General features: G+C 62.2%; 16 protein-coding genes. 1 reads left to right on the top strand and 15 read right to left on the bottom strand.

Going from position 1 to position 19,009, the window contains the following annotated elements; translation table 11 throughout:
- Positions 1 to 5 precede the first annotated feature (5 nt).
- A complete protein-coding gene (locus tag H0Z09_RS06100; protein WP_186688402.1) occupies positions 6 to 1,508 on the top strand; it encodes a sensor domain-containing diguanylate cyclase in 1,503 nt (500 codons plus the stop codon).
- A gap of 129 nt (positions 1,509 to 1,637) precedes the next feature.
- Here H0Z09_RS06100 and lpxC read toward each other — a convergent pair whose 3' ends face one another.
- From lpxC to rsmH, 15 genes are all read right to left on the bottom strand, one after another.
- Positions 1,638 to 2,549, bottom strand: coding sequence for a UDP-3-O-acyl-N-acetylglucosamine deacetylase (gene lpxC, locus H0Z09_RS06095; RefSeq protein WP_003171886.1), 912 nt, complete (start codon positions 2,547 to 2,549; stop codon positions 1,638 to 1,640).
- A 112-nt stretch (positions 2,550 to 2,661) separates the two neighbouring features.
- Positions 2,662 to 3,867 carry a cell division protein FtsZ gene (ftsZ, locus tag H0Z09_RS06090; RefSeq protein ID WP_017526184.1) on the bottom strand — a complete coding sequence of 402 codons (1,206 nt, stop codon included), beginning with the start codon at positions 3,865 to 3,867 and terminating at the stop codon, positions 2,662 to 2,664.
- Between the two features lie 74 nt (positions 3,868 to 3,941).
- Positions 3,942 to 5,204 (bottom strand): cell division protein FtsA, encoded by a 1,263-nt coding sequence (gene ftsA, locus H0Z09_RS06085; protein ID WP_025855584.1) that lies wholly within the window; start codon positions 5,202 to 5,204, stop codon positions 3,942 to 3,944.
- 15 nt (positions 5,205 to 5,219) lie between these two features.
- Positions 5,220 to 6,089, bottom strand: coding sequence for a cell division protein FtsQ/DivIB (locus H0Z09_RS06080; RefSeq protein ID WP_186688400.1), 870 nt, complete (start codon positions 6,087 to 6,089; stop codon positions 5,220 to 5,222).
- Positions 6,090 to 6,092: 3 nt separating this feature from the next.
- Positions 6,093 to 7,058: a D-alanine--D-alanine ligase gene (locus H0Z09_RS06075; RefSeq protein WP_186688399.1), complete on the bottom strand. Its 966-nt coding sequence runs from the start codon at positions 7,056 to 7,058 to the stop codon at positions 6,093 to 6,095.
- Positions 7,055 to 8,500, bottom strand: a complete 1,446-nt coding sequence (gene murC, locus H0Z09_RS06070; RefSeq protein ID WP_076951235.1) for a UDP-N-acetylmuramate--L-alanine ligase — start codon at positions 8,498 to 8,500, stop codon at positions 7,055 to 7,057. The genes H0Z09_RS06075 and murC overlap by 4 nt, the downstream gene beginning before the upstream one ends.
- The gene (murG, locus tag H0Z09_RS06065; RefSeq protein WP_186688398.1) at positions 8,493 to 9,563 is read right to left on the bottom strand and encodes an undecaprenyldiphospho-muramoylpentapeptide beta-N-acetylglucosaminyltransferase; all 1,071 of its coding nucleotides are present in this window, start codon (positions 9,561 to 9,563) and stop codon (positions 8,493 to 8,495) included. Before murG ends, murC begins: the two co-directional genes overlap by 8 nt.
- On the bottom strand, positions 9,553 to 10,776 hold the full coding sequence (ftsW, locus tag H0Z09_RS06060) for a putative lipid II flippase FtsW (protein WP_186688397.1): 1,224 nt from the start codon (positions 10,774 to 10,776) through the stop codon (positions 9,553 to 9,555). The genes murG and ftsW overlap by 11 nt, the downstream gene beginning before the upstream one ends.
- Positions 10,773 to 12,119, bottom strand: coding sequence for a UDP-N-acetylmuramoyl-L-alanine--D-glutamate ligase (gene murD / locus H0Z09_RS06055; protein WP_186688396.1), 1,347 nt, complete (start codon positions 12,117 to 12,119; stop codon positions 10,773 to 10,775). The genes ftsW and murD overlap by 4 nt, the downstream gene beginning before the upstream one ends.
- 6 nt (positions 12,120 to 12,125) lie before the next feature.
- Positions 12,126 to 13,208, bottom strand: a complete 1,083-nt coding sequence (gene mraY / locus H0Z09_RS06050; RefSeq protein ID WP_076951231.1) for a phospho-N-acetylmuramoyl-pentapeptide-transferase — start codon at positions 13,206 to 13,208, stop codon at positions 12,126 to 12,128.
- A complete protein-coding gene (gene murF, locus H0Z09_RS06045; RefSeq protein WP_186688394.1) occupies positions 13,208 to 14,578 on the bottom strand; it encodes a UDP-N-acetylmuramoyl-tripeptide--D-alanyl-D-alanine ligase in 1,371 nt (456 codons plus the stop codon). Before murF ends, mraY begins: the two co-directional genes overlap by 1 nt.
- Entirely contained in the window at positions 14,571 to 16,034 is a 1,464-nt protein-coding gene (locus tag H0Z09_RS06040) for a UDP-N-acetylmuramoyl-L-alanyl-D-glutamate--2,6-diaminopimelate ligase (protein ID WP_186688392.1), read from the bottom strand. The genes murF and H0Z09_RS06040 overlap by 8 nt, the downstream gene beginning before the upstream one ends.
- Positions 16,034 to 17,776 carry a penicillin-binding protein 2 gene (locus tag H0Z09_RS06035; RefSeq protein WP_186688644.1) on the bottom strand — a complete coding sequence of 581 codons (1,743 nt, stop codon included), beginning with the start codon at positions 17,774 to 17,776 and terminating at the stop codon, positions 16,034 to 16,036. Before H0Z09_RS06035 ends, H0Z09_RS06040 begins: the two co-directional genes overlap by 1 nt.
- Positions 17,776 to 18,069 carry a cell division protein FtsL gene (gene ftsL, locus H0Z09_RS06030; RefSeq protein WP_076951227.1) on the bottom strand — a complete coding sequence of 98 codons (294 nt, stop codon included), beginning with the start codon at positions 18,067 to 18,069 and terminating at the stop codon, positions 17,776 to 17,778. Before ftsL ends, H0Z09_RS06035 begins: the two co-directional genes overlap by 1 nt.
- Entirely contained in the window at positions 18,066 to 19,007 is a 942-nt protein-coding gene (gene rsmH / locus H0Z09_RS06025; protein ID WP_090220122.1) for a 16S rRNA (cytosine(1402)-N(4))-methyltransferase RsmH, read from the bottom strand. The genes ftsL and rsmH overlap by 4 nt, the downstream gene beginning before the upstream one ends.
- Positions 19,008 to 19,009: the final 2 nt, after the last annotated feature.

Raw genomic sequence — 19,009 nt, 5'->3', positions numbered from 1 at the left:
GCCCGATGAGCCAACGCCCCGCCCGTCTCTCACCTGCACATCCGGAGCTGCTGCTGATGCTCGGCAGCGGCGTCACTGTCGCCCTGATCGTGATCATCGTCGCGGCATTGTTGATCCGCGAGCACGCCAGTACCTTGCAGGCGGCCAAGCGTTCAACCACCAACATCGCCCAATTGATCAATGCCGATGTGCTGCGTAACGTCGAGCTGTACGACCTGGCGCTCAAAGGGCTGATCGCAGCCAAACAGCGTGAAGACCTGGCCCAGGTGACGCCGAGTATCCAACACCTCGTTCAGTTTGATTTATCCACCGCTGCGCCGTTCAAAGGCGAAGTGTTGCTGCTGGACGCCGACGGCACCGTGATCGCGGACTCGTCGACCCTGCAACCCACGCCACGTAATTTCGCCAACCGCGACTATTTCCAGGTCCATGTGAGGGAGCTGCAGGCAGGCTTGTTTATCAGCCGGCCATTCAGGGTCCATTGCGACTGCGAACAGGTATGGCGCATTGCTTTCAGCCGGCGCGTGTCGGGGCCCAGCGGCGAGTTCCTCGGCGTAGCCGTAGCGACCATGCGCCTGGCTTATTTCGATCAACTGTTCAGCACCCTGACGATCGGTAACAGCAGCAGCGTCAACCTGCTCAACAACCGTGGCGTCCTGTTGGCCCAGCAGCCCCTGCTCGAACGCGACATGATCGACAAGGACCTCAGCGAGCGGCCGAATTTCAAACGCATATTGCGTGAAGGCAGTGGCAGCTTCCAGGCCATCTCGGCCATTAACGGCAAGGAACGCCTGTACACCTTCACCAACGTCGGCGAGCTGCCACTGATTGTTGTGGTAGCCCTGTCCAATGACGACGTATTCGCGCCCTGGAGGCGCGCAGCGCTGTTGACCAGCAGCGCCACCGGCATCCTCTGTGTCGGCCTGCTGTGGCTCACCTGGATGTTACGCCGCGAACTGCGACGCCGCTTCCGCGCGGAACGGGTGCTGTCAGAACTGGCAGCCATCGACGCACTGACCGGCCTGGCCAACCGCCGCATCCTGGACGAACGCCTGCGCTTGGAATGGGACCGCGCGCAACGCTCGACCGAGCCGCTGACGTTGCTGATGATCGATGTGGACCACTTCAAGGCCTTCAACGATCGACACGGCCATCAAGGCGGCGACGAAGCATTACGCACCGTTGCCCAGGTGATCGGCAGCAACATCCGTCGACCTGCCGACCTGGCCGCGCGGTATGGCGGGGAAGAGTTTGCGGTGGTACTGCCGCATACCGACACCCAAGGTGCCTGGGTCATCGCCGAGCACATCCGCAGCAGCGTCGAACACCTGCCACGGGTGGCGGGCGATGAACGACCGATTACGGTGAGTATTGGGCTGAGCACCTGGGACAAACGCAAACGCCAGTCGCTGGAAGCATTGCTGCTGAGTGCCGACCAGGCGTTGTACGAGGCCAAGCACAGTGGGCGCAATCGGATCGTGGATGCTGCCACCCTTCAGGATCTTTGAGTCAAGCCATCCACCTGACACAGCAAGCCCCCTGTAGGAGCTGTCGAGCTTCTTCGCGACCAAGACCGCGCACATAAAAAAAGGCCACCCGAAGGCAGCCTTTTAAAACTAAAGAAAGAGAGTTGTTACTTACACCGCCGCAACGGGACGCATGTAAGAGATCGGTGCGGTGCTGGCATCTTCGAAGGTCACGACTTCCCAAGCGTCTGTCTGCTCAATCAACTTGCGCAGCAGCTGGTTGTTAAGGGCGTGGCCCGACTTGAAGCCTTTGAACTCGCCTATCAGGCTATTGCCCAGCAGGTAGAGGTCACCGATTGCATCGAGGATCTTGTGCTTGACGAATTCGTCTTCATAGCGAAGGCCGTCTTCGTTCAGTACACCATCCGCGTCGACCACAATGGCGTTTTCAACGCTGCCGCCGAGTGCGAGGTTGTGCTTGCGCAGGTACTCGATGTCACTCATGAAACCAAAGGTACGGGCGCGGCTGACTTCTTTTACAAACGAAGTGCTGGAAAAATCCACGCTTGCACTTTGGGTGCGGTCGCGGAATACCGGGTGATCGAAATCGATCTCAAAGCTCACTTTAAAGCCTTCGAACGGGACGAAGGTGGCGCGTTTGTCGCCGTCTTCTACTGTCACTTCCCGCAGAATGCGTATGAACTTCTTGGCTGCGTCCTGTTCTTCCAGGCCGGCAGATTGAATCAGGAATACGAAAGGTCCAGCGCTGCCATCCATGATTGGGACTTCGGACGCGGAGAGCTCGACGTAGGCGTTATCGATGCCCAAACCGGCCATGGCCGAGAGCAAGTGCTCCACCGTGTCCACTTTGACGTCACCGTTGACCAGTGTGGTCGACATAGTGGTTTCGCCAACGTTTTCCGCGCGAGCAGGAATCTGCACCACAGGGTCCAGGTCGGCACGAACAAACACGATGCCGGTGTCGACAGGTGCGGGCTTGAGGGTCAGGTATACCTTCTCCCCGGAGTGCAGACCTACACCTGTGGCACGGATAATATTCTTCAGGGTGCGTTGTTTAATCATGGCTTGGACCGCTTGAGCGCAAATTGCGAACTGGTATCAACAAAGGCTGGCGATAATAGCAGACCAGACCTTTGCTGAACACCAATCACCTTCATAGCCCTGATACATTCCATCAATCGGCCTGACGACGCAGGAATGCCGGGATATCCAGGTAGTCCAGATCATCTTGCGGATTCGGGCTACGGGACGCCGCGGCACCGGCTTGCGCCTGGTTGCGCATCACGGTCGGACGGTCCAGGTCACGGTAGTTCACCGACGGCAGTTCCTGGCGCGAAGGCGCTGGAGCGGCAGCCGCTTGGCTGGCGTGGCTGGCTTGGCTGTTGTGCAGGGTATTGTCGATGACCTTCACAGGCTTCTCGATTTTGGCACCCAGGCCGGTCGCAACCACGGTCACGTGCAGCTCGTCGCGCATGTCCGGATCGATCACGGTACCGACTTTGACCATGGCGTGCTCGGAAGCGAAGGCTTCGATGATGCTACCCACGTCGGAGTACTCGCCCAGGGACAGGTCGGGACCTGCGGTGATATTCACCAGGATGCCGCGTGCACCTTGCAGGTTCACGTCTTCCAGCAATGGGTTGCGGATGGCCGCTTCGGTGGCTTCACGCGCACGGTTAGGACCGCTGGCGCAGCCAGTGCCCATCATCGCCATGCCCATTTCGCTCATCACGGTACGGACGTCGGCAAAGTCGACGTTGATCATGCCTGGGCGCTTAATGATGTCGGAGATACCGCGAACGGCACCGGCCAGTACATCGTCAGCCTTGGCGAATGCGGACAGCAGGCTCGCGTCCTTGCCCAGGATGGTCAGCAGTTTCTCGTTGGGAATGGTGATCAACGAGTCGACGCTTTCAGACAGCAGACGGATACCTTCGTCGGCGATCTGCATGCGCTTGCGGCCTTCGAACGGGAACGGACGGGTCACGACCGCAACCGTCAGAATCCCCATTTCCTTGGCCACTTCGGCAATGATCGGCGCAGCACCGGTACCGGTACCGCCGCCCATGCCCGTGGTGATGAACACCATGTTGGTGCCTTGCAGCACTTCGGCAATTCGCTCGCGGTCTTCCAGGGCGGCTTGACGGCCGACTTCCGGATTGGCGCCGGCGCCGAGGCCCTTGGTCACGGCTGTGCCCAGTTGCAGGATGGTCCGCGCGCCGATGCTTTTCAGCGCCTGGGCATCAGTGTTGGCGCAGATGAATTCAACGCCTTCAATGTTGCTCTTGACCATATGGTTGACAGCGTTGCCGCCGCCACCGCCGACACCGATCACTTTGATGACCGGGCTAGCGGGGATGTTGTCTACGAGTTCAAACATGTTCCCTCTCCTTTCGTTATCTCTAGTTTTTTCGCCTACTGCTTTGTTGCGTGTTGCGGTGTCGCGGTAAATCGTTAGAAGTTGCCCTTGACCCATGCCTGCAGGCGCTCGAACAACGGCGCTTTCGCCTCGTCGTCGCTGCGGTAGCTGTCACGGTTGCTCGGGCCCGACAGGGAAATGCCGTCGGTCTGCTTTTGCAGCCCGTACAACAGCAAGCCCACGCCAGTGGAATAAATCGGGTTGCGCACCACGTCGCCCAGGCCCTTGACGCCATGGGGCACGCCCAGGCGAACCGGCATGTGGAAGATTTCCTCGGCCAACTCGACCGCGCCTTCCATCTTCGAGGTACCACCGGTCAGCACGATGCCGGCCGGGATCAAATCTTCGTAGCCGCTGCGGCGCAGTTCAGCCTGGATAAGGGTGAACAGTTCGTCGTAGCGTGGCTCGACCACTTCGGCCAGGGCCTGGCGCGACAGTTCGCGCGGTGGACGGTCGCCCACGCTCGGCACCTTGATGGTCTCGCCGGCACCGGCCAGCTTGGCCAGGGCGCAGGCGTAGCGGATCTTGATTTCTTCGGCGTACTGGGTCGGTGTACGCAGCGCCATGGCGATGTCGTTGGTGACCTGGTCGCCGGCAATAGGGATCACCGCGGTGTGACGGATCGCACCTTCGGTGAAGATCGCGATGTCGGTGGTGCCGCCGCCGATGTCCACCAGGCACACGCCCAGTTCTTTTTCGTCGTCGGTCAGTACCGAGTAGGCCGAAGCCAACTGCTCGAGAATGATGTCGTCGATTTCCAGGCCGCACCGGCGCACGCATTTTTCGATGTTCTGGGCGGCGTTGACGGCGCAGGTCACCACGTGAACCTTGGCTTCCAGGCGTACGCCGGACATGCCCAGCGGCTCGCGAACGCCTTCCTGGTTGTCGATCACGTAGTCCTGCGGCAGCGTGTGCAGCACGCGCTGGTCAGCCGGGATCGCCACGGCCTGGGCGGCGTCGAGGACGCGCTCAAGGTCGGCCGAGCTGACTTCACGGTCGCGGATCGCCACGATGCCGTGGGAGTTCAAGCTGCGGATATGGTTGCCGGCCACGCCGACAAACGCCGAGTGGATCCGGCAACCGGCCATCAGCTGCGCTTCTTCGATGGCGCGCTGGATCGATTGCACGGTGGACTCGATGTTCACCACCACGCCCTTCTTCAGGCCCCGGGACGGATGCGTGCCAATACCGACGATTTCGATCGTGCCGTCTTCCCCGACCTCGCCCACCAGCGCCACCACCTTGGAGGTGCCGATATCGAGACCGACGATCATTTTGCCGCTTTGCACGTTAGCCATGGGTCCTGCCTCTTCTTAATTCTTCGCGACAGCGGGTTGCGCTGCCGTGGGCGCAGCCGGTTCACGCCAGCCGACGGCAAGGCCGTTGGCGTAACGCAGGTCGACGCTCGCAATGTTCGTAATCTGTTCTTTCAAGGTCTTGTCATAGATGGCGATGAAACGGCGCATCTTTTCCACCAAGCGGTCGCGTCCCAGCAACAACTGGATGCCCGGGCCGGAACTGCCTGCCCCGGTCGTCAAAAACCAGCTGCCCCGTTCACGCAGTTCCAGGCGTGCAATGGAGAAGCCCAGCGGCCGCAGCATCTGGCTCAAGGCCTGGTACTGCTGCATCACTTGCTGCTGCGCCCGCTGCGGCCCGAACAGCTGCGGCAGGTGCTCATAGTTGGCCAGCTCACGCGGGGTGAACGCCTGGCCCTGGTTGTTCAACAGCGCTTCGTCACCCCAACGGGCCACGGGCAGTTGCTCTTCCAGGCGGATCGTTACCTGGTCCGGCCATACACGGCGGACTTCGGCGTGGGCGATCCACGGCATCTGTTCCAGCTCTCGACGCATCCCCGCCAGGTCGATGGTAAAAAAGCTCGCCGCCAGGAAAGGCCCGATCCGCTGCTGTACCGCTTGCTGGCTGATGTAGCTCAAGTCGCCCTGCACGCTGATCTTGGTGATCGGCCGATCGGCATACGGCAGTAGACGCTGCGCGCCCTCGTAAGTGCCAAAGCCCAACACCACCAGCAGCACAGGCCAGAACAGCGCCTTGATAAAACCAAAGTTGGCTTTGGGCAGGCGCGCCGACATCGGCTCTTTAGCCACCATTCGGCTGGCACCCCGCGGCACCGGCTTGCGGCTCGGTGCTTGTGGGGGCTGATGACGAAGCGATGCGCCTTTCATGTCTTAGCCTCGGTTCCTTTCTTCGGCGACGCTTGCCGCCAGGATCGCCAGCACCAACTGCTGGAAATCCAGGCCGGCTGCGCGAGCGGCCATGGGCACCAGGCTGTGGTCGGTCATGCCCGGCGCAGTGTTGACTTCCAGGAACCAGAAATTCCCCTGGTCGTCCTGCATCACGTCTGCCCGCCCCCAACCGGCGATACCCAGCGCCTCACAGGCTTTCGCCGTGAGGTCCATCAATTCCTGTTCTTTGCTTGCATCGAGGCCGCACGGGATCCGGTACTGGGTATCGGAAGCCACGTATTTGGCGTCGTAGTCGTAAAAGGTGTGGGGCGTGCCCAATGCGATAGGCGGCAATACCTGGCCACGCAGGGTGGCGATGGTGTACTCGGGACCCTGGATCCACTGTTCCACCAACACTTGCGAATCGTAGGTACTTGCCGCTTTCCATGCGTCGATCAATTCGGCGGCCGAGTTCACTTTGGCCATGCCGATACTGGAGCCTTCATGGGCTGGTTTGACGATCAAAGGCAGGCCCAGTTCCTTGGCCGCAGAAATACAATCGTCCTCGCTGCACAGCACGCTGTGACGCGGAGTCGGAATGCCCAGGCTGTGCCACACCCGCTTGGTGCGCAGCTTGTCCATGGCCAGCGCCGACGCAAGGATGCCGCTGCCGGTGTAAGGGATGCCCGCGCACTCCAACAGGCCCTGCATGCTGCCGTCTTCACCGCCACGGCCGTGCAGAATAATGAAGGCGCGGTCGATCTTCTCGGCCTGCAGGCGGGCGAGGAAGTCATCGCCCACATCGATGCCGAATGCGTTTACACCGGCACTTTGCAGCGCTTGGAGCACGGCGTTGCCGGACTTGAGCGACACTTCGCGCTCAGCACTTTTACCGCCGAACAACACTGCGACGCGGCCGAAATCAGCCGGTGCGATGGTCGAGAACAGGGAGCCGTAGTCAGTGATCATTTCGACTTCCCCTTCTGCGCGGCAAACAGCGGACTCGCCAACAATTTAGGCGCAAGGCCGCCAATGTCACCGGCGCCCTGGCACAGCAGAATGTCACCGGCACGCAGCAGCGGCTTGACGATCGGCGCCAGATCCACGCCTCGCTCGATGTAGATCGGGTCCAACTGGCCACGCTGGCGGATGCTGTTGCACAGCTTGCGGCTGTCGGCGCCCGGGATCGGCTCTTCACCGGCCGGGTACACCTCCATCAGCAACAACACGTTGGCATCGGCCAATACATTGACGAAATCGTCGTACAGGTCGCGCGTACGGCTGTAACGGTGCGGCTGGTAGACCATCACCAGGCGACGCTCCGGCCAGCCACCGCGTACGGCCTTGATCACGGCCGCGACTTCGGTGGGGTGGTGACCATAGTCATCCACCAGCATCACGTCACCGCCCTCGACCGGCAGTTGACCGTAGACCTGGAAGCGTCGGCCGACCCCGGCAAAACGCGACAGGCCTTCGACGATGGCTTCATCGCTGACGCCTTCATCGGTGGCGATGCAGATGGTCGCCAGGGAGTTGAGCACGTTGTGGTTGCCCGGCATATTCACCGATACATCCAGCGGCTCACGGTCGGGGCGCAGTACGGTGAAATAGGTTTGCATGCCTTCCTGGCGCACATTGATTGCGCGCACGTCGGCGTCTTCGCTGAAGCCATAGGTGACGGTCGGGCGCTTGACCAACGGCAGGATTTCGCGCACCACCGGATCGTCCAGGCACACCACGGCCAGGCCATAGAACGGCAGGTTGTGCAGGAACTCGACGAAGGTTTTCTTCAGTTTGTTGAAGTCGCCGTCGTAGGTAGCCATGTGGTCGGCGTCGATGTTGGTGACCACGGCGACCAACGGCTGCAGGTGCAGGAAGCTCGCGTCACTTTCATCGGCTTCGGCGATCAGGTAGCGGCTGGTGCCGAGCTGGGCATTGGTGCCGGCTGCATTCAGGCGACCGCCGATGACGAACGTCGGGTCCAGGCCACCGGCCGCGAACACCGAGGCGATCAGGCTGGTGGTGGTGGTTTTGCCGTGAGTACCGGCGACGGCGATGCCGTGGCGATAACGCATCAGCTCGGCCAGCATCTCGGCGCGGGGCACCACGGGAATGCGGCGTTCCAGGGCGGTGGCCACTTCGGGGTTGGAGGTGTTCACGGCACTGGACACTACCAGCACGTCAGCCTCGGCGGCGTTCTCGGCACGGTGGCCGATAAAGATCTGGGCGCCAAAGGACTTCAGGCGATCGGTGACCGGCGATTCCTTCAAATCAGAGCCGGACACCTGGTAGCCCAGGTTCAGCAATACTTCGGCAATCCCGCACATGCCCACGCCGCCGATGCCGACGAAGTGGATACGGCGGATGCGGCGCATTTCCGGCTGCGGCATGGCTTTCTGATTCTCAACCATGGGCCACCTCCAGGCAGATATCGACCACGGTGCGGGTTGCGTCAGGTTTGGCCAGGCGGCTTGCGGTGCTCGCCATGCTATTGAGTCGTTCCGGTTGCATCAAAACCTCGGTCAGGCGTGCGGCCAAATCGGCGGCGCCAGTCGTTCTTTGCGGCAGCAGGAAGGCAGCGCCCTCCCCGGCCAAATATTCGGCGTTGCGGGTCTGGTGGTCGTCGATGGCATGGGGCAAAGGCACCAGCAAGGACGGCAGACCGGCAGCAGCCAGTTCACTGACGGTCAGCGCGCCAGCGCGACAGACCACCAGGTCGGCCCAGCCATAGGCGTGGGCCATGTCTTTGATGAAGGGCTGGACGTTCGCCTCTACACCGGCCTCGCGATAGCGCGAGGCGGTGACTTCAGCGTGATGCTTGCCGGCCTGGTGGAATATTTCCGGGCGCACTTCTTCAGGAAGTTGCGCTACCGCTTCCGGCAGCAATTTGTTCAACGGCTCGGCGCCCAGGCTCCCGCCCAGAACCAGCAGGTGAGCCTTGCGCCCAGCCAACGCTTCACGAGCGATATCCATAAACAGCTCAGTACGCACCGGGTTACCGGTGGTACGCAGTTTGTCCGAGGCGCCAAACGTCTTCGGAAAGGCCTCGCACACCCGCGCAGCGAGTGGCACCAACAGGCGGTTGGCAGTGCCGGCGACGGCGTTCTGTTCGTGCACGATCACTGGGACGCCGGCGAGCTTGGCGGCAACACCACCAGGACCGGTCACGTAACCACCAAAGCCGAGTACACACACCGGCTTCAATTCGCTAATGATCCGACGCGCCTGCCACACAGCCTTGAGCAACACGAAAGGCGCCTTGAGCAAAGACAACTTGCCTTTGCCCCGCAGGCCGGTGACGTTGATCAAGTGCAGCGGCAAGCCGGCATTGGGTACCAATTCGTTCTCGATGCCGCGCGGCGTGCCCAGCCAGTGGACGCTGTAGCCACGGGCCTGGAATTCCCGCGCGCACGCCAAGGCCGGGAACACGTGGCCCCCGGTGCCGCCGGCCATGATCAGCACGTTAGCGCCCATGGGTCGGCTCCTCGGCGAAGTCGCTTTCGCTGAACTCCATCTCTTCGCTGCCCAGGTGGGTTCGACTCTCCCACTCGATGCGCAGCAACAAGCCCAGACAAATGCAGCAAATCACCAGCGAACTGCCGCCATAGCTCAGGAACGGCAAGGTCAGGCCCTTGGTAGGCAGCCGCCCGACATTTACCCCGACATTGATCAGGAATTGGCCGATCCAAAGGAATGCCAACCCGTAGGCAACGTAAGCGGCGAAGAATTGCTTGGCCTTTTCGGCCCACAGGCCGATGTACATGGCGCGTACACAGACAAATACAAACAGCGCAACGGTGCACAGCGAGCCCACCACACCCAGCTCTTCGGCAAGGACCGAGAACACGAAGTCGGTGTGGGCTTCCGGCAGGTAGAACTGCTTCTGCACACTGTTCCCCAGCCCTACGCCAAACCACCCGCCTCGACCAAAGGCAATCAGGGCCTGGGTCAACTGGTAACCCGCGCCAAACTGATCAGACCAGGGATCGGTAAAGGTAATCAGGCGGGCCATCCGGTAGGGCTGCGCCAGGACCAATAGATAAACGGCAACCACCGCCAGCACGACCATCAAGGCGAACCGTATAAGACCAACGCCGCCCAGGAACAGCATAACCGCCGCCGCGCCCATCATGACCACCGTGGCACCGAAGTCGGGTTCCATCAGCAACAGGCCGGCCATGGGCAGCAGTACGATGAACGGCTTGAAGAAGCCCATCCAGCTCTCACGCACTTCTTTCTGACGCCGCACCAGGTAGCCGGCGAGGTAGATCACCACGAACACCTTGGCGATTTCCGACGGCTGCACGTTGAACGCACCAAAGCCGATCCAGCGCATCGAACCGTTCACCTCGCGGCCGATGCCGGGCAGGATCACCATGACCAGCAAGCCGAACGCGCCGATGAGCATCATCCAACCCAGGCGCTGCCAGGTGGCGATGGGGATCATCATGGTGACGACGCACGCGCCAAGACCGATCACCAGGTAAACCAGGTGGCGGATCATCATGTAAAGCGTGTTGCCCGACTGCACGGCGGCCACTTCGGAAGAGGCCGACGTGATCATCACCAGGCCCAGGCCCAGCAACGCCAGGCAACCGGCGAGCATCGGGAAATCCAGGTCGATGCCACGCCCGGTAATGATCGGCGAAGGGTACGGCTTGATGATGTTACGCCAGTCGATATTCATGCCAAGGCCTCCACGGCGCGAGCGAACAGCTGACCGCGCTCTTCGTAGTTCTTGAACATGTCGAAACTCGCACACGCGGGTGACAGCAGCACCGCATCGCCCGGCTGGGCCAGGGTTTTGCACTGGGCGATGGCGTCGTCCAGGGAGGTGGCGCGCACTTGCGGCACGGCGTCGCCCAGGGCGGCGGCGATCAAGTCGGCATCGCGGCCCATCAGCACCACGGCGCGGCAATGCGCGGCCACCGGGCCTTTAAGGTCCTTGAAGTCGGCGCCCTTGCCATCGCCACCGGCGATCAGCACCAGCTTGCCGTCGATATCGGCGCCCAGACCTTCGATCGCTGCCAGGGCCGCGCCGACGTTGGTGGCCTTGGAGTCGTTGTAGTAGCTGACGCCGTTAAGGTCGCGCACCCACTGGCAACGATGCTCAAGGCCGCCGAAGCTGCGCAGGCTCGACAGCATGGCGTCGAACGGCAAGCCCACGGCGTGGCCCAGTGCCAACGCCGCCAGGGCGTTCGACTGGTTATGCGCGCCACGGATTTTCAGCTCGCGCACCGGCATCAGGTTCTGGAATTCGAAGGCCAGGTATTTCTCGCCGTTCTCTTCACGAATGCCGAACGCTTTGAAGTCGGGCTTGCTCAGACCGAAGGTCCAGCACGGCATGCCCTCGCCCATCAGCGGACGGCTCAGGGCATCCTGGCGGTTGACCACAAATTGCTTGGCTCCGCGGAAGATCCGGTGCTTGGCCAAGTGATAGGCCGGCAGGCCGCTGTAACGGTCCATGTGGTCTTCACTGACATTCAATACGGTTGCCACTTCGGCACCGAGGTCGTGAGTGGTTTCCAGCTGGAAGCTCGACAGCTCCATCACGTACAGCTCGACGTCATCGCTGAGCAGGTCCAGTGCGGGCATCCCGAGATTACCGCCTACCGCCACACGCTTGCCGGCAGCCATCGCCATTTCGCCGACCAGGGTGGTCACGGTGCTTTTTGCGTTGGAACCGCTGATCGCCACGATCGGCGCCTTGGCGTTACGCGCGAACAGGTCGATATCGCCGGACAGCTTCACGCCACGCGCCGCTGCGGCTTGCAGGGCCGGTGTCGCCAGGGCCAGGCCCGGGCTCACGTAGAGCTCATCGGCGCGGCACAGAAACTCGACATCCAGCTCGCCACAACGCACTTCCACGTGCGGGTAGTCACGGCGCAGCGTGACCAGCTCCGGTGGATTTTCCCGCGTATCGGCCACGGCAAACGACGTGCCCCGGTTCGCCAGGAAGCGAACCAGGGACATGCCGCTCTTGCCGAGGCCGACAACGATGCGGAAGTGGTCTGAAGCGATCAGGGACACTCGTTTCTACCTCAGTTTCAGGGTGGCAAGGCCGACCAATACCAGAATCACGGTGATGATCCAGAAACGGACAATCACGCGCGGCTCGGGCCAGCCCTTGAGTTCAAAGTGGTGATGAATCGGCGCCATGCGAAACACACGTCGCCCGGTCAATTTGAAGGAGGCCACCTGGATGACCACCGACAGGGTTTCCATCACGAACACGCCGCCCATGATGAACAGCACGATTTCCTGGCGCACGATCACCGCGATGGTGCCCAGGGCCGCGCCCAGCGCCAGCGCGCCGACGTCGCCCATGAAGACTTGCGCCGGGTAGGTGTTGAACCACAGGAAACCCAGGCCGGCGCCGATCAGCGCGCCGCAGAACACGATCAGTTCACCCGCGCCCGGTACGTACGGAATCAGCAGGTATTCAGCGAATTTCACGTTACCCGACAGGTAGCAGAAGATGCCCAGCGCGCCGCCCACCATCACCGTCGGCATGATCGCCAGGCCGTCGAGGCCGTCGGTCAGGTTCACCGCGTTGCTGGAGCCGACGATCACGAAGTAGGTCAGCACCACGAAGCCGATGCCCAGTGGAATGCTGGCGTCCTTGAGCATCGGGATGATCAAGGTCGTCTCGACCGCGCTCGGCGCGGTGCTGTACAGGAAGATCGCGGCGCCGAGGCCGAACACCGACTGCCAGAAATACTTCCAGCGGCTTGGCAGCCCCTTGGAGTTCTTTTCGATCACTTTGCGGTAGTCGTCGACCCAACCGATGGCGCCGAATAACAGGGTGACCAGCAACACGGTCCAGACATAGCGGTTGTGCAGGTCAGCCCACAGCAAGGTGCTGATACCGATGGACGACAGGATCAGCGCGCCGCCCATGGTCGGCGTACCGGATTTGGACAGGTGCGACTGCGGGCCGTCATTGCGAACCGATTGACCAATTTGCAGGTTCTGCAGGGTGCGGATCATCCACGGCCCCAGGAACAGCGACAAACACAGCGCGGTCAGCACACCCAGGATCCCGCGCAGGGTCAGGTACTGAAAGACCGCGAAGCCTTTGTGGAACTGTTGCAGATACTCAGCCAGCAGCAGCAGCATTAATGTTTCTCCGTACTTGAGCCACACAAGGCCGCGACGACGTTTTCCATCACCGCGCTGCGCGATCCCTTGATCAAAATGGTTGTGTGTGTGTCTTGCTCAGCGGCCGTCAGCGCCTGGATCAGCTCAGCCTGGGTCGCGAAATGCCGCGCACCGGGGCCGAAGGCTTTGACGGCATGGGCCATGTTGGGGCCGACGGCGTAGAGCGCGTCGGCTTTGCCGACGGCGTGGGCGCCGACTTCGCGGTGGCCTTGTTCAGCCCACTCGCCCAGCTCGCCGATATCGCCCAGCACCAGCACCTTGCGCCCGGCAAAGCCGTTCAGCAGGTCGACCGCCGCGTTAACCGAGGACGGGTTGGCGTTGTAAGTGTCATCGATCACGCGCATGCCGTTGGTTGCCAGTTGCGCCACGGTACGGCCCTTGACCGGCTGCACCGCGCCCAGGCCGGTGGCGATACCGAACAGCGACACGCCCAGGGCGTAGGCGGCAGCGGCGGCGGCCAGGGCATTGGCGACGTTATGGTTACCCAGCAGGTTCAACTGCACGTGCCCACTGCCTTGCGGGGTGTGCAAGGTAAAGGACGGGCAGCCACGGGCATCGACGCTGAGGTGGGAGGCGTGAAAATCGGCCGCCGCGTTGAGCACGGCAAACGTCAGGACCTTGCGACCGGCGGCGCGTTCACGCCAGGTCTCGAAGGCCTTGTCATCCAGGTTCAATACCGCCGTGCCCGATGCATCGAGGCCTTCGAGGATTTCGCCCTTGGCCTGGACGATTTTCTCCGGGCCGCCGAACTCGCCGACATGGGCGGTACCGGCATTGTTGATGATCGCAACCCGGGGTTTGGTCAGCGCCACGGTGTAGGCAATTTCGCCGATGCGCGACGCGCCCAACTCAATCACGGCCGCCGTGTGTTCCGGGGCCAGTTCGAGCAAGGTCAGCGGTGCGCCGAAATCATTATTCAGGTTGCCACGGGTGGCCAGTACCGGCCCGCGCGTGCGCAGCACACCCGCCAACAGTTCCTTGACGGTGGTCTTGCCGCTGGAGCCGGTGATGGCGGCAACCGGCTTGTCAAAGGCGGCACGGTTCAGCGCGCCGAGTTGGCCGAGGGCCAGACGGGTATCGGCCACCAGCAATTGCGGCAAAGTGGAGTCCGCCACGGCGCGCTGTACCAAGGCACCCACGGCACCTTTGGCGGCGACGTCATTGAGGTAGTCATGCCCATCGAAGCGCGGCCCGGCCAACGCCACGAACAGTTGACCCGGCTTGATGGCGCGGCTGTCGATACTGACGCCGTTAAAGCTGCAATCGCTCGACAACACACGGGCCGACAGGGCCTGGGCCAACTCGCTGAATGTCATTGCCTTAAGCATGAGCGACCTCCCAGGCGGCCAAGGCGCGATCAGCCTCGACCAGGTCGGAGAACGCATGGCGCTCGCCGTTGATTTCCTGATAGTCCTCGTGGCCTTTACCGGCCAGCACCACCACATCGTCCGCGCTGGCGCTGGCGATCAACTGGGCGATGGCTGCGCCGCGACCGGCAACGAAGGCGGCCTTGGACACGTCGTTGAAGCCCGTACGGATGTCGTCGAAAATCTGGCCCGGGTCTTCGCTGCGGGGGTTGTCGTCGGTGACGAGCACACCATCGGCCAGGCGCTCGACAATCTCGGCCATCAACGGGCGCTTGCCGCGATCGCGATCACCGCCGCAACCGAACAGGCACAGCAACTTGCCCTTGGCGTGTGGACGCAGTGCCACCAGGACTTTTTCCAGTGCATCCGGTGTATGTGCGTAATCGACCACGACCAGCGGCTGCGTGCCACCCCCCAGGCGCTGCATGCGACCGACCGGGCCTTCCAGCTTGGGCAAGACCTTGAGAATTTCATCCAGCGCGTAATCCAGGCCGAGCAACGCGCCGACGGCGGCGAGGACGTTGCTCAGGTTGAAGCGACCGAGCAAAGTGCTGCGCAGGTGGTGTTCGCCCTGAGGCGTGACCAGGGTGGCGCGCACGCCCTCGTCATTGAACTGCGCTTCGCGGCAATACAGGTAGGCGCTGGCGTCTTCCAGGCTATAGGTGATCAGGCGCGACTCGCTTTGCTCGGCAGCCAGTTGGCGACCGAACGCGTCATCGAGGTTGACCACCCGGCATTTCAGGTCATTCCAGGCAAACAGCTTGGCCTTGGCGGCGGCGTACGCCTCCATGGTGCCGTGGTAGTCCAGATGATCCCGAGACAGGTTGGTCATCACCGCCACGTCGAACGCCAGCGCGGTCACGCGGCCCTGGTCCAGGCCGTGGGACGATACTTCCATGGCAACCGCCTTGGCACCGGCCTTCTTCAGGTCGGCCAGGGTCGCTTGCACGGCAATAGGGTTCGGCGTGGTGTGCAGGCCGCTTTGCAGCGCGCCATAGAAGCCCGTGCCCAGGGTGCCGACGATGCCGCAGTGCTGGCCCAGCAGGTCGAGGGCCTGGGCAACCAGCTGGGTCACACTGGTCTTGCCGTTGGTACCGGTAACCCCGACCAGGTTGAGGTGCCGACTGGGCTCGCCGTAGAAACGCCCGGCGATGTCTGACAATTGCCTGGCCAAGCCTTTGACCGGAATCAGCGGCACGTCGGTGATCGGCAGCACGGTGGCGCCGTCCACTTCATAGGCCACGGCTGCCGCGCCGCGTTGCAACGCATCCGCGATATGCGCGCGGCCATCGAATTTACCGCCAGGCACGGCCAGGAACAGGTCACCGGCGCGCACATTACGGCTGTCCAGGCTCAACTCGCGGATCAACAGATCGCGACCGGCGTGGGCAAAAATCTTGTTCAGGCTAAGAGACATCAGCCGCGCCCTCCATTGGCTTTTACCGCAGCGACCGGTGCACCGGCGTTCGCTTGCTGGGTCGGCGGCAGGTTGTCCGGCGTGATGTTCATCAGGCGCAGGGTGCCGGACATCACTTTGCTGAACACCGGCGCCGATACCAGGCCACCGAAGTAGCCGGCTTTACTCGGCTCATCGATCACGACCACGACGGCGTAACGTGGGTCACTCATCGGCCCGAAGCCGGCGAACAACGAACGGTAGGAGTTTTCGGCGTAGCCCTTGGTGCCCACCGATGTCTTGCGCGCGGTGCCCGACTTGCCGGCCACGTGATACGCCGGCACCTGGGCACGGAACACGCCGCGCGGTGCTTCGATCACTTGTTGCAGCATGCCTTGCATGGTCTTGGCGACGTTTTCCGGGATCACCTGGGTGGCTTGCGGCGCTTCGTCGACGTGGATCAGGCTCAGTGGAACCATCCGGCCATTATTGGCCAATACAGAGAAAGCGTGAGCCAGCTGGATCGCGGTCACCGACAGGCCGTAGCCGTAGGAAAGCGTGGCGGTCTCGGCTTTTTTCCAGTCGCGGTAGTTCGGCAGGTTGCCTACGCGCTCGCCCGGAAAGTTAAGACCGGTGGGTTGGCCCAGGCCGATTTTCTGCGCCAGGCGGTAGATGGCTTCGCCGCCGATATCAAAGGCGACCTTGCTCATGCCCACGTTACTGGAGTTGATCAGGATACCTGTCAGATCCAACACAGGACCTTCGGTGCGCGATACGTCGCGGATGGTATAGCGGCCCAACTGCAAGGTACCCGGATACACCTCGACCTTGTCGCTGGGCTTCCAGCGTCCGGTTTCCAGGGCGGCACTCATGGAGATGGCTTTCATGGTCGAACCCGGCTCGAACACGTCGATCATCGCGCGGTTGCGCATCATCGCCGGCTGCAGGTTGCGACGGTTGTTCGGGTTGTAGGTCGGCTGGTTGACCATGGCCAGGATCTCGCCGCTCTTCACGTCCATGATCACCAGGCTGCCGGCCTTGGCGCCGTTCTCGATGATCGCGTTACGCAGCTCGCGGTTCGCCAGGTATTGCAGGCGCAGGTCAATCGACAACGCCAAGGGCTTGCCGGCCTTGGCGTTTTTAGTGACTTGGACATCCTTGATCAGTCTGCCGCGCCGATCCTTGATGACTTGTCGTTTGCCGGGAACCCCGGCGAGCCATTCGTCGTAGGCCAGTTCCACCCCTTCACGGCCGTGGTCGTCAATGTCGGTAAAGCCAACCATGTGCGCGGTGGTTTCACCCGCCGGGTAGAAACGACGAAATTCCTCGATGCCATAGACACCGGGAACCTTAAGGTCGAGTACTTGCTGGCCTTGTTCGGGGGTGAGCCCACGGACCAGGTAGATGAATTCCTTGTTGGCCTGGGCTTCGAGGCGTTCGGCCAAGGCCTTGGGCTCCTGGCCGAGGGCAGCCGCCAACTGCGGCCACTTGTCCTTGGCGACCTGGAGTTCCTTGGCGTTGGCCCACAGCGTAGTCACCGGGGTACTGACGGCCAGGGGCTCGCCGTTACGGTCGGTGATCAGGCCACGGTGCGCAGGAATCGGGATATGCCGCAGGCTGCGGGCGTCGCCCTGGCCAATCAGGAAGTCGCGGTCGATCACTTGCAGATCGACAATGCGCCAGACGATCGCACCCACCATCAATGCCAGCAAACCCAGCATCAGGCGGAAGCGCCACGGGTAGAGTGCGCCTTCGAGCTTCATCATGGCGCCACCATGCGAACGTCGGCCGCGCCCGGAATGTGCATTTTCAACTGTTCGGTGGCCAGCACTTCGATACGGCTATGGGCCGTCCAGGTACTTTGCTCCAGGATCAGCCGGCCCCACTCGGCCTGCGCCTTGTCACGCACACTCAATTCCCCATACAGGGTATTGAGCAATTGGCGGTTGTAGTGCGCGCTGTAGGACACCGCAATCGCGGACACCAGCACGCCAACGTACAGCAGCATCATGAAGAAGCTGCCGCCCGGGAGGGGTTTGGCGAAAAGCTTGCTCACCGCAACTTCTCGGCAACGCGCATGACGGCGCTACGGGAACGTGGGTTGGCCTTGAGTTCGGCTTCGGAGGCGAACTGCGCTTTGCCATGGATTTTGATTTTCGGCACAAAGGCTTCGAAACGTACCGGCAGGTTGCGCGGCAGGTTGTCGGACTCGCCCTTGACCAGGCGGCGCATGAACAGTTTGACGATCCGGTCTTCCAGGGAGTGGAAGCTGATCACCACCAGGCGACCGCCCACTTCCAGCGCCTCGAGGGCCGCCTCGAGGCCGGCCTCAAGGTCGCCCAATTCGTTGTTGACGTGAATACGCAGGCCCTGGAACGCACGGGTGGCCGGGTTCTTGCCCTTTTCCCAGGCAGGGTTGGCAACCTTGAGCACTTCGGCCAGGTCGGCGGTGCGCTCGAACGGCTGGATTTCGCGACGCTCGACCACGGCGCGGGCCATGCGGCCGGCGAAGCGTTCTTCACCGTATTCCTTGAACACACGGGCGATTTCTTCCACCGGCGCGGTGGCGATGAACTGTGCGGCGCTGACCCCACGGGTCGGGTCCATGCGCATGTCGAGCGGGCCGTCATTCATGAAGCTGAAGCCGCGCTCCGGGTCGTCAAGCTGCGGCGAGGAGACGCCCAGGTCGAGCAAAACCCCGGCCACCTTGCCCGCCATGCCACGCGCGGCGACTTCGGCGCCCAGCTCGGCAAAGCTGCGTTGCACAACGACAAAGCGGCCGTCTTCGGCCGCTAGCGCTTGCCCGGTGGCAATCGCCTGGGGGTCCTTGTCGAACCCCAGGAGTTTACCGTCGGGCCCGAGCCGGCTGAGTATCAGGCGGCTATGCCCGCCCCTGCCGAAGGTGCCATCCAGATAGCAGCCATCCGCGCGTACGGCGAGAGCCTCAACGGCTTCGTCAAGCAGTACGGTGATGTGGTTAAAGCCGCTATCAATAG

Source organism: Pseudomonas sp. SWRI18 (assembly GCF_014268345.1).
GTDB classification, from domain to species: domain Bacteria; phylum Pseudomonadota; class Gammaproteobacteria; order Pseudomonadales; family Pseudomonadaceae; genus Aquipseudomonas; species Aquipseudomonas cedrina.
Note: the sequence above shows the minus strand (reverse complement) of the source record. Positions and strands in the feature narration are given on the sequence as shown.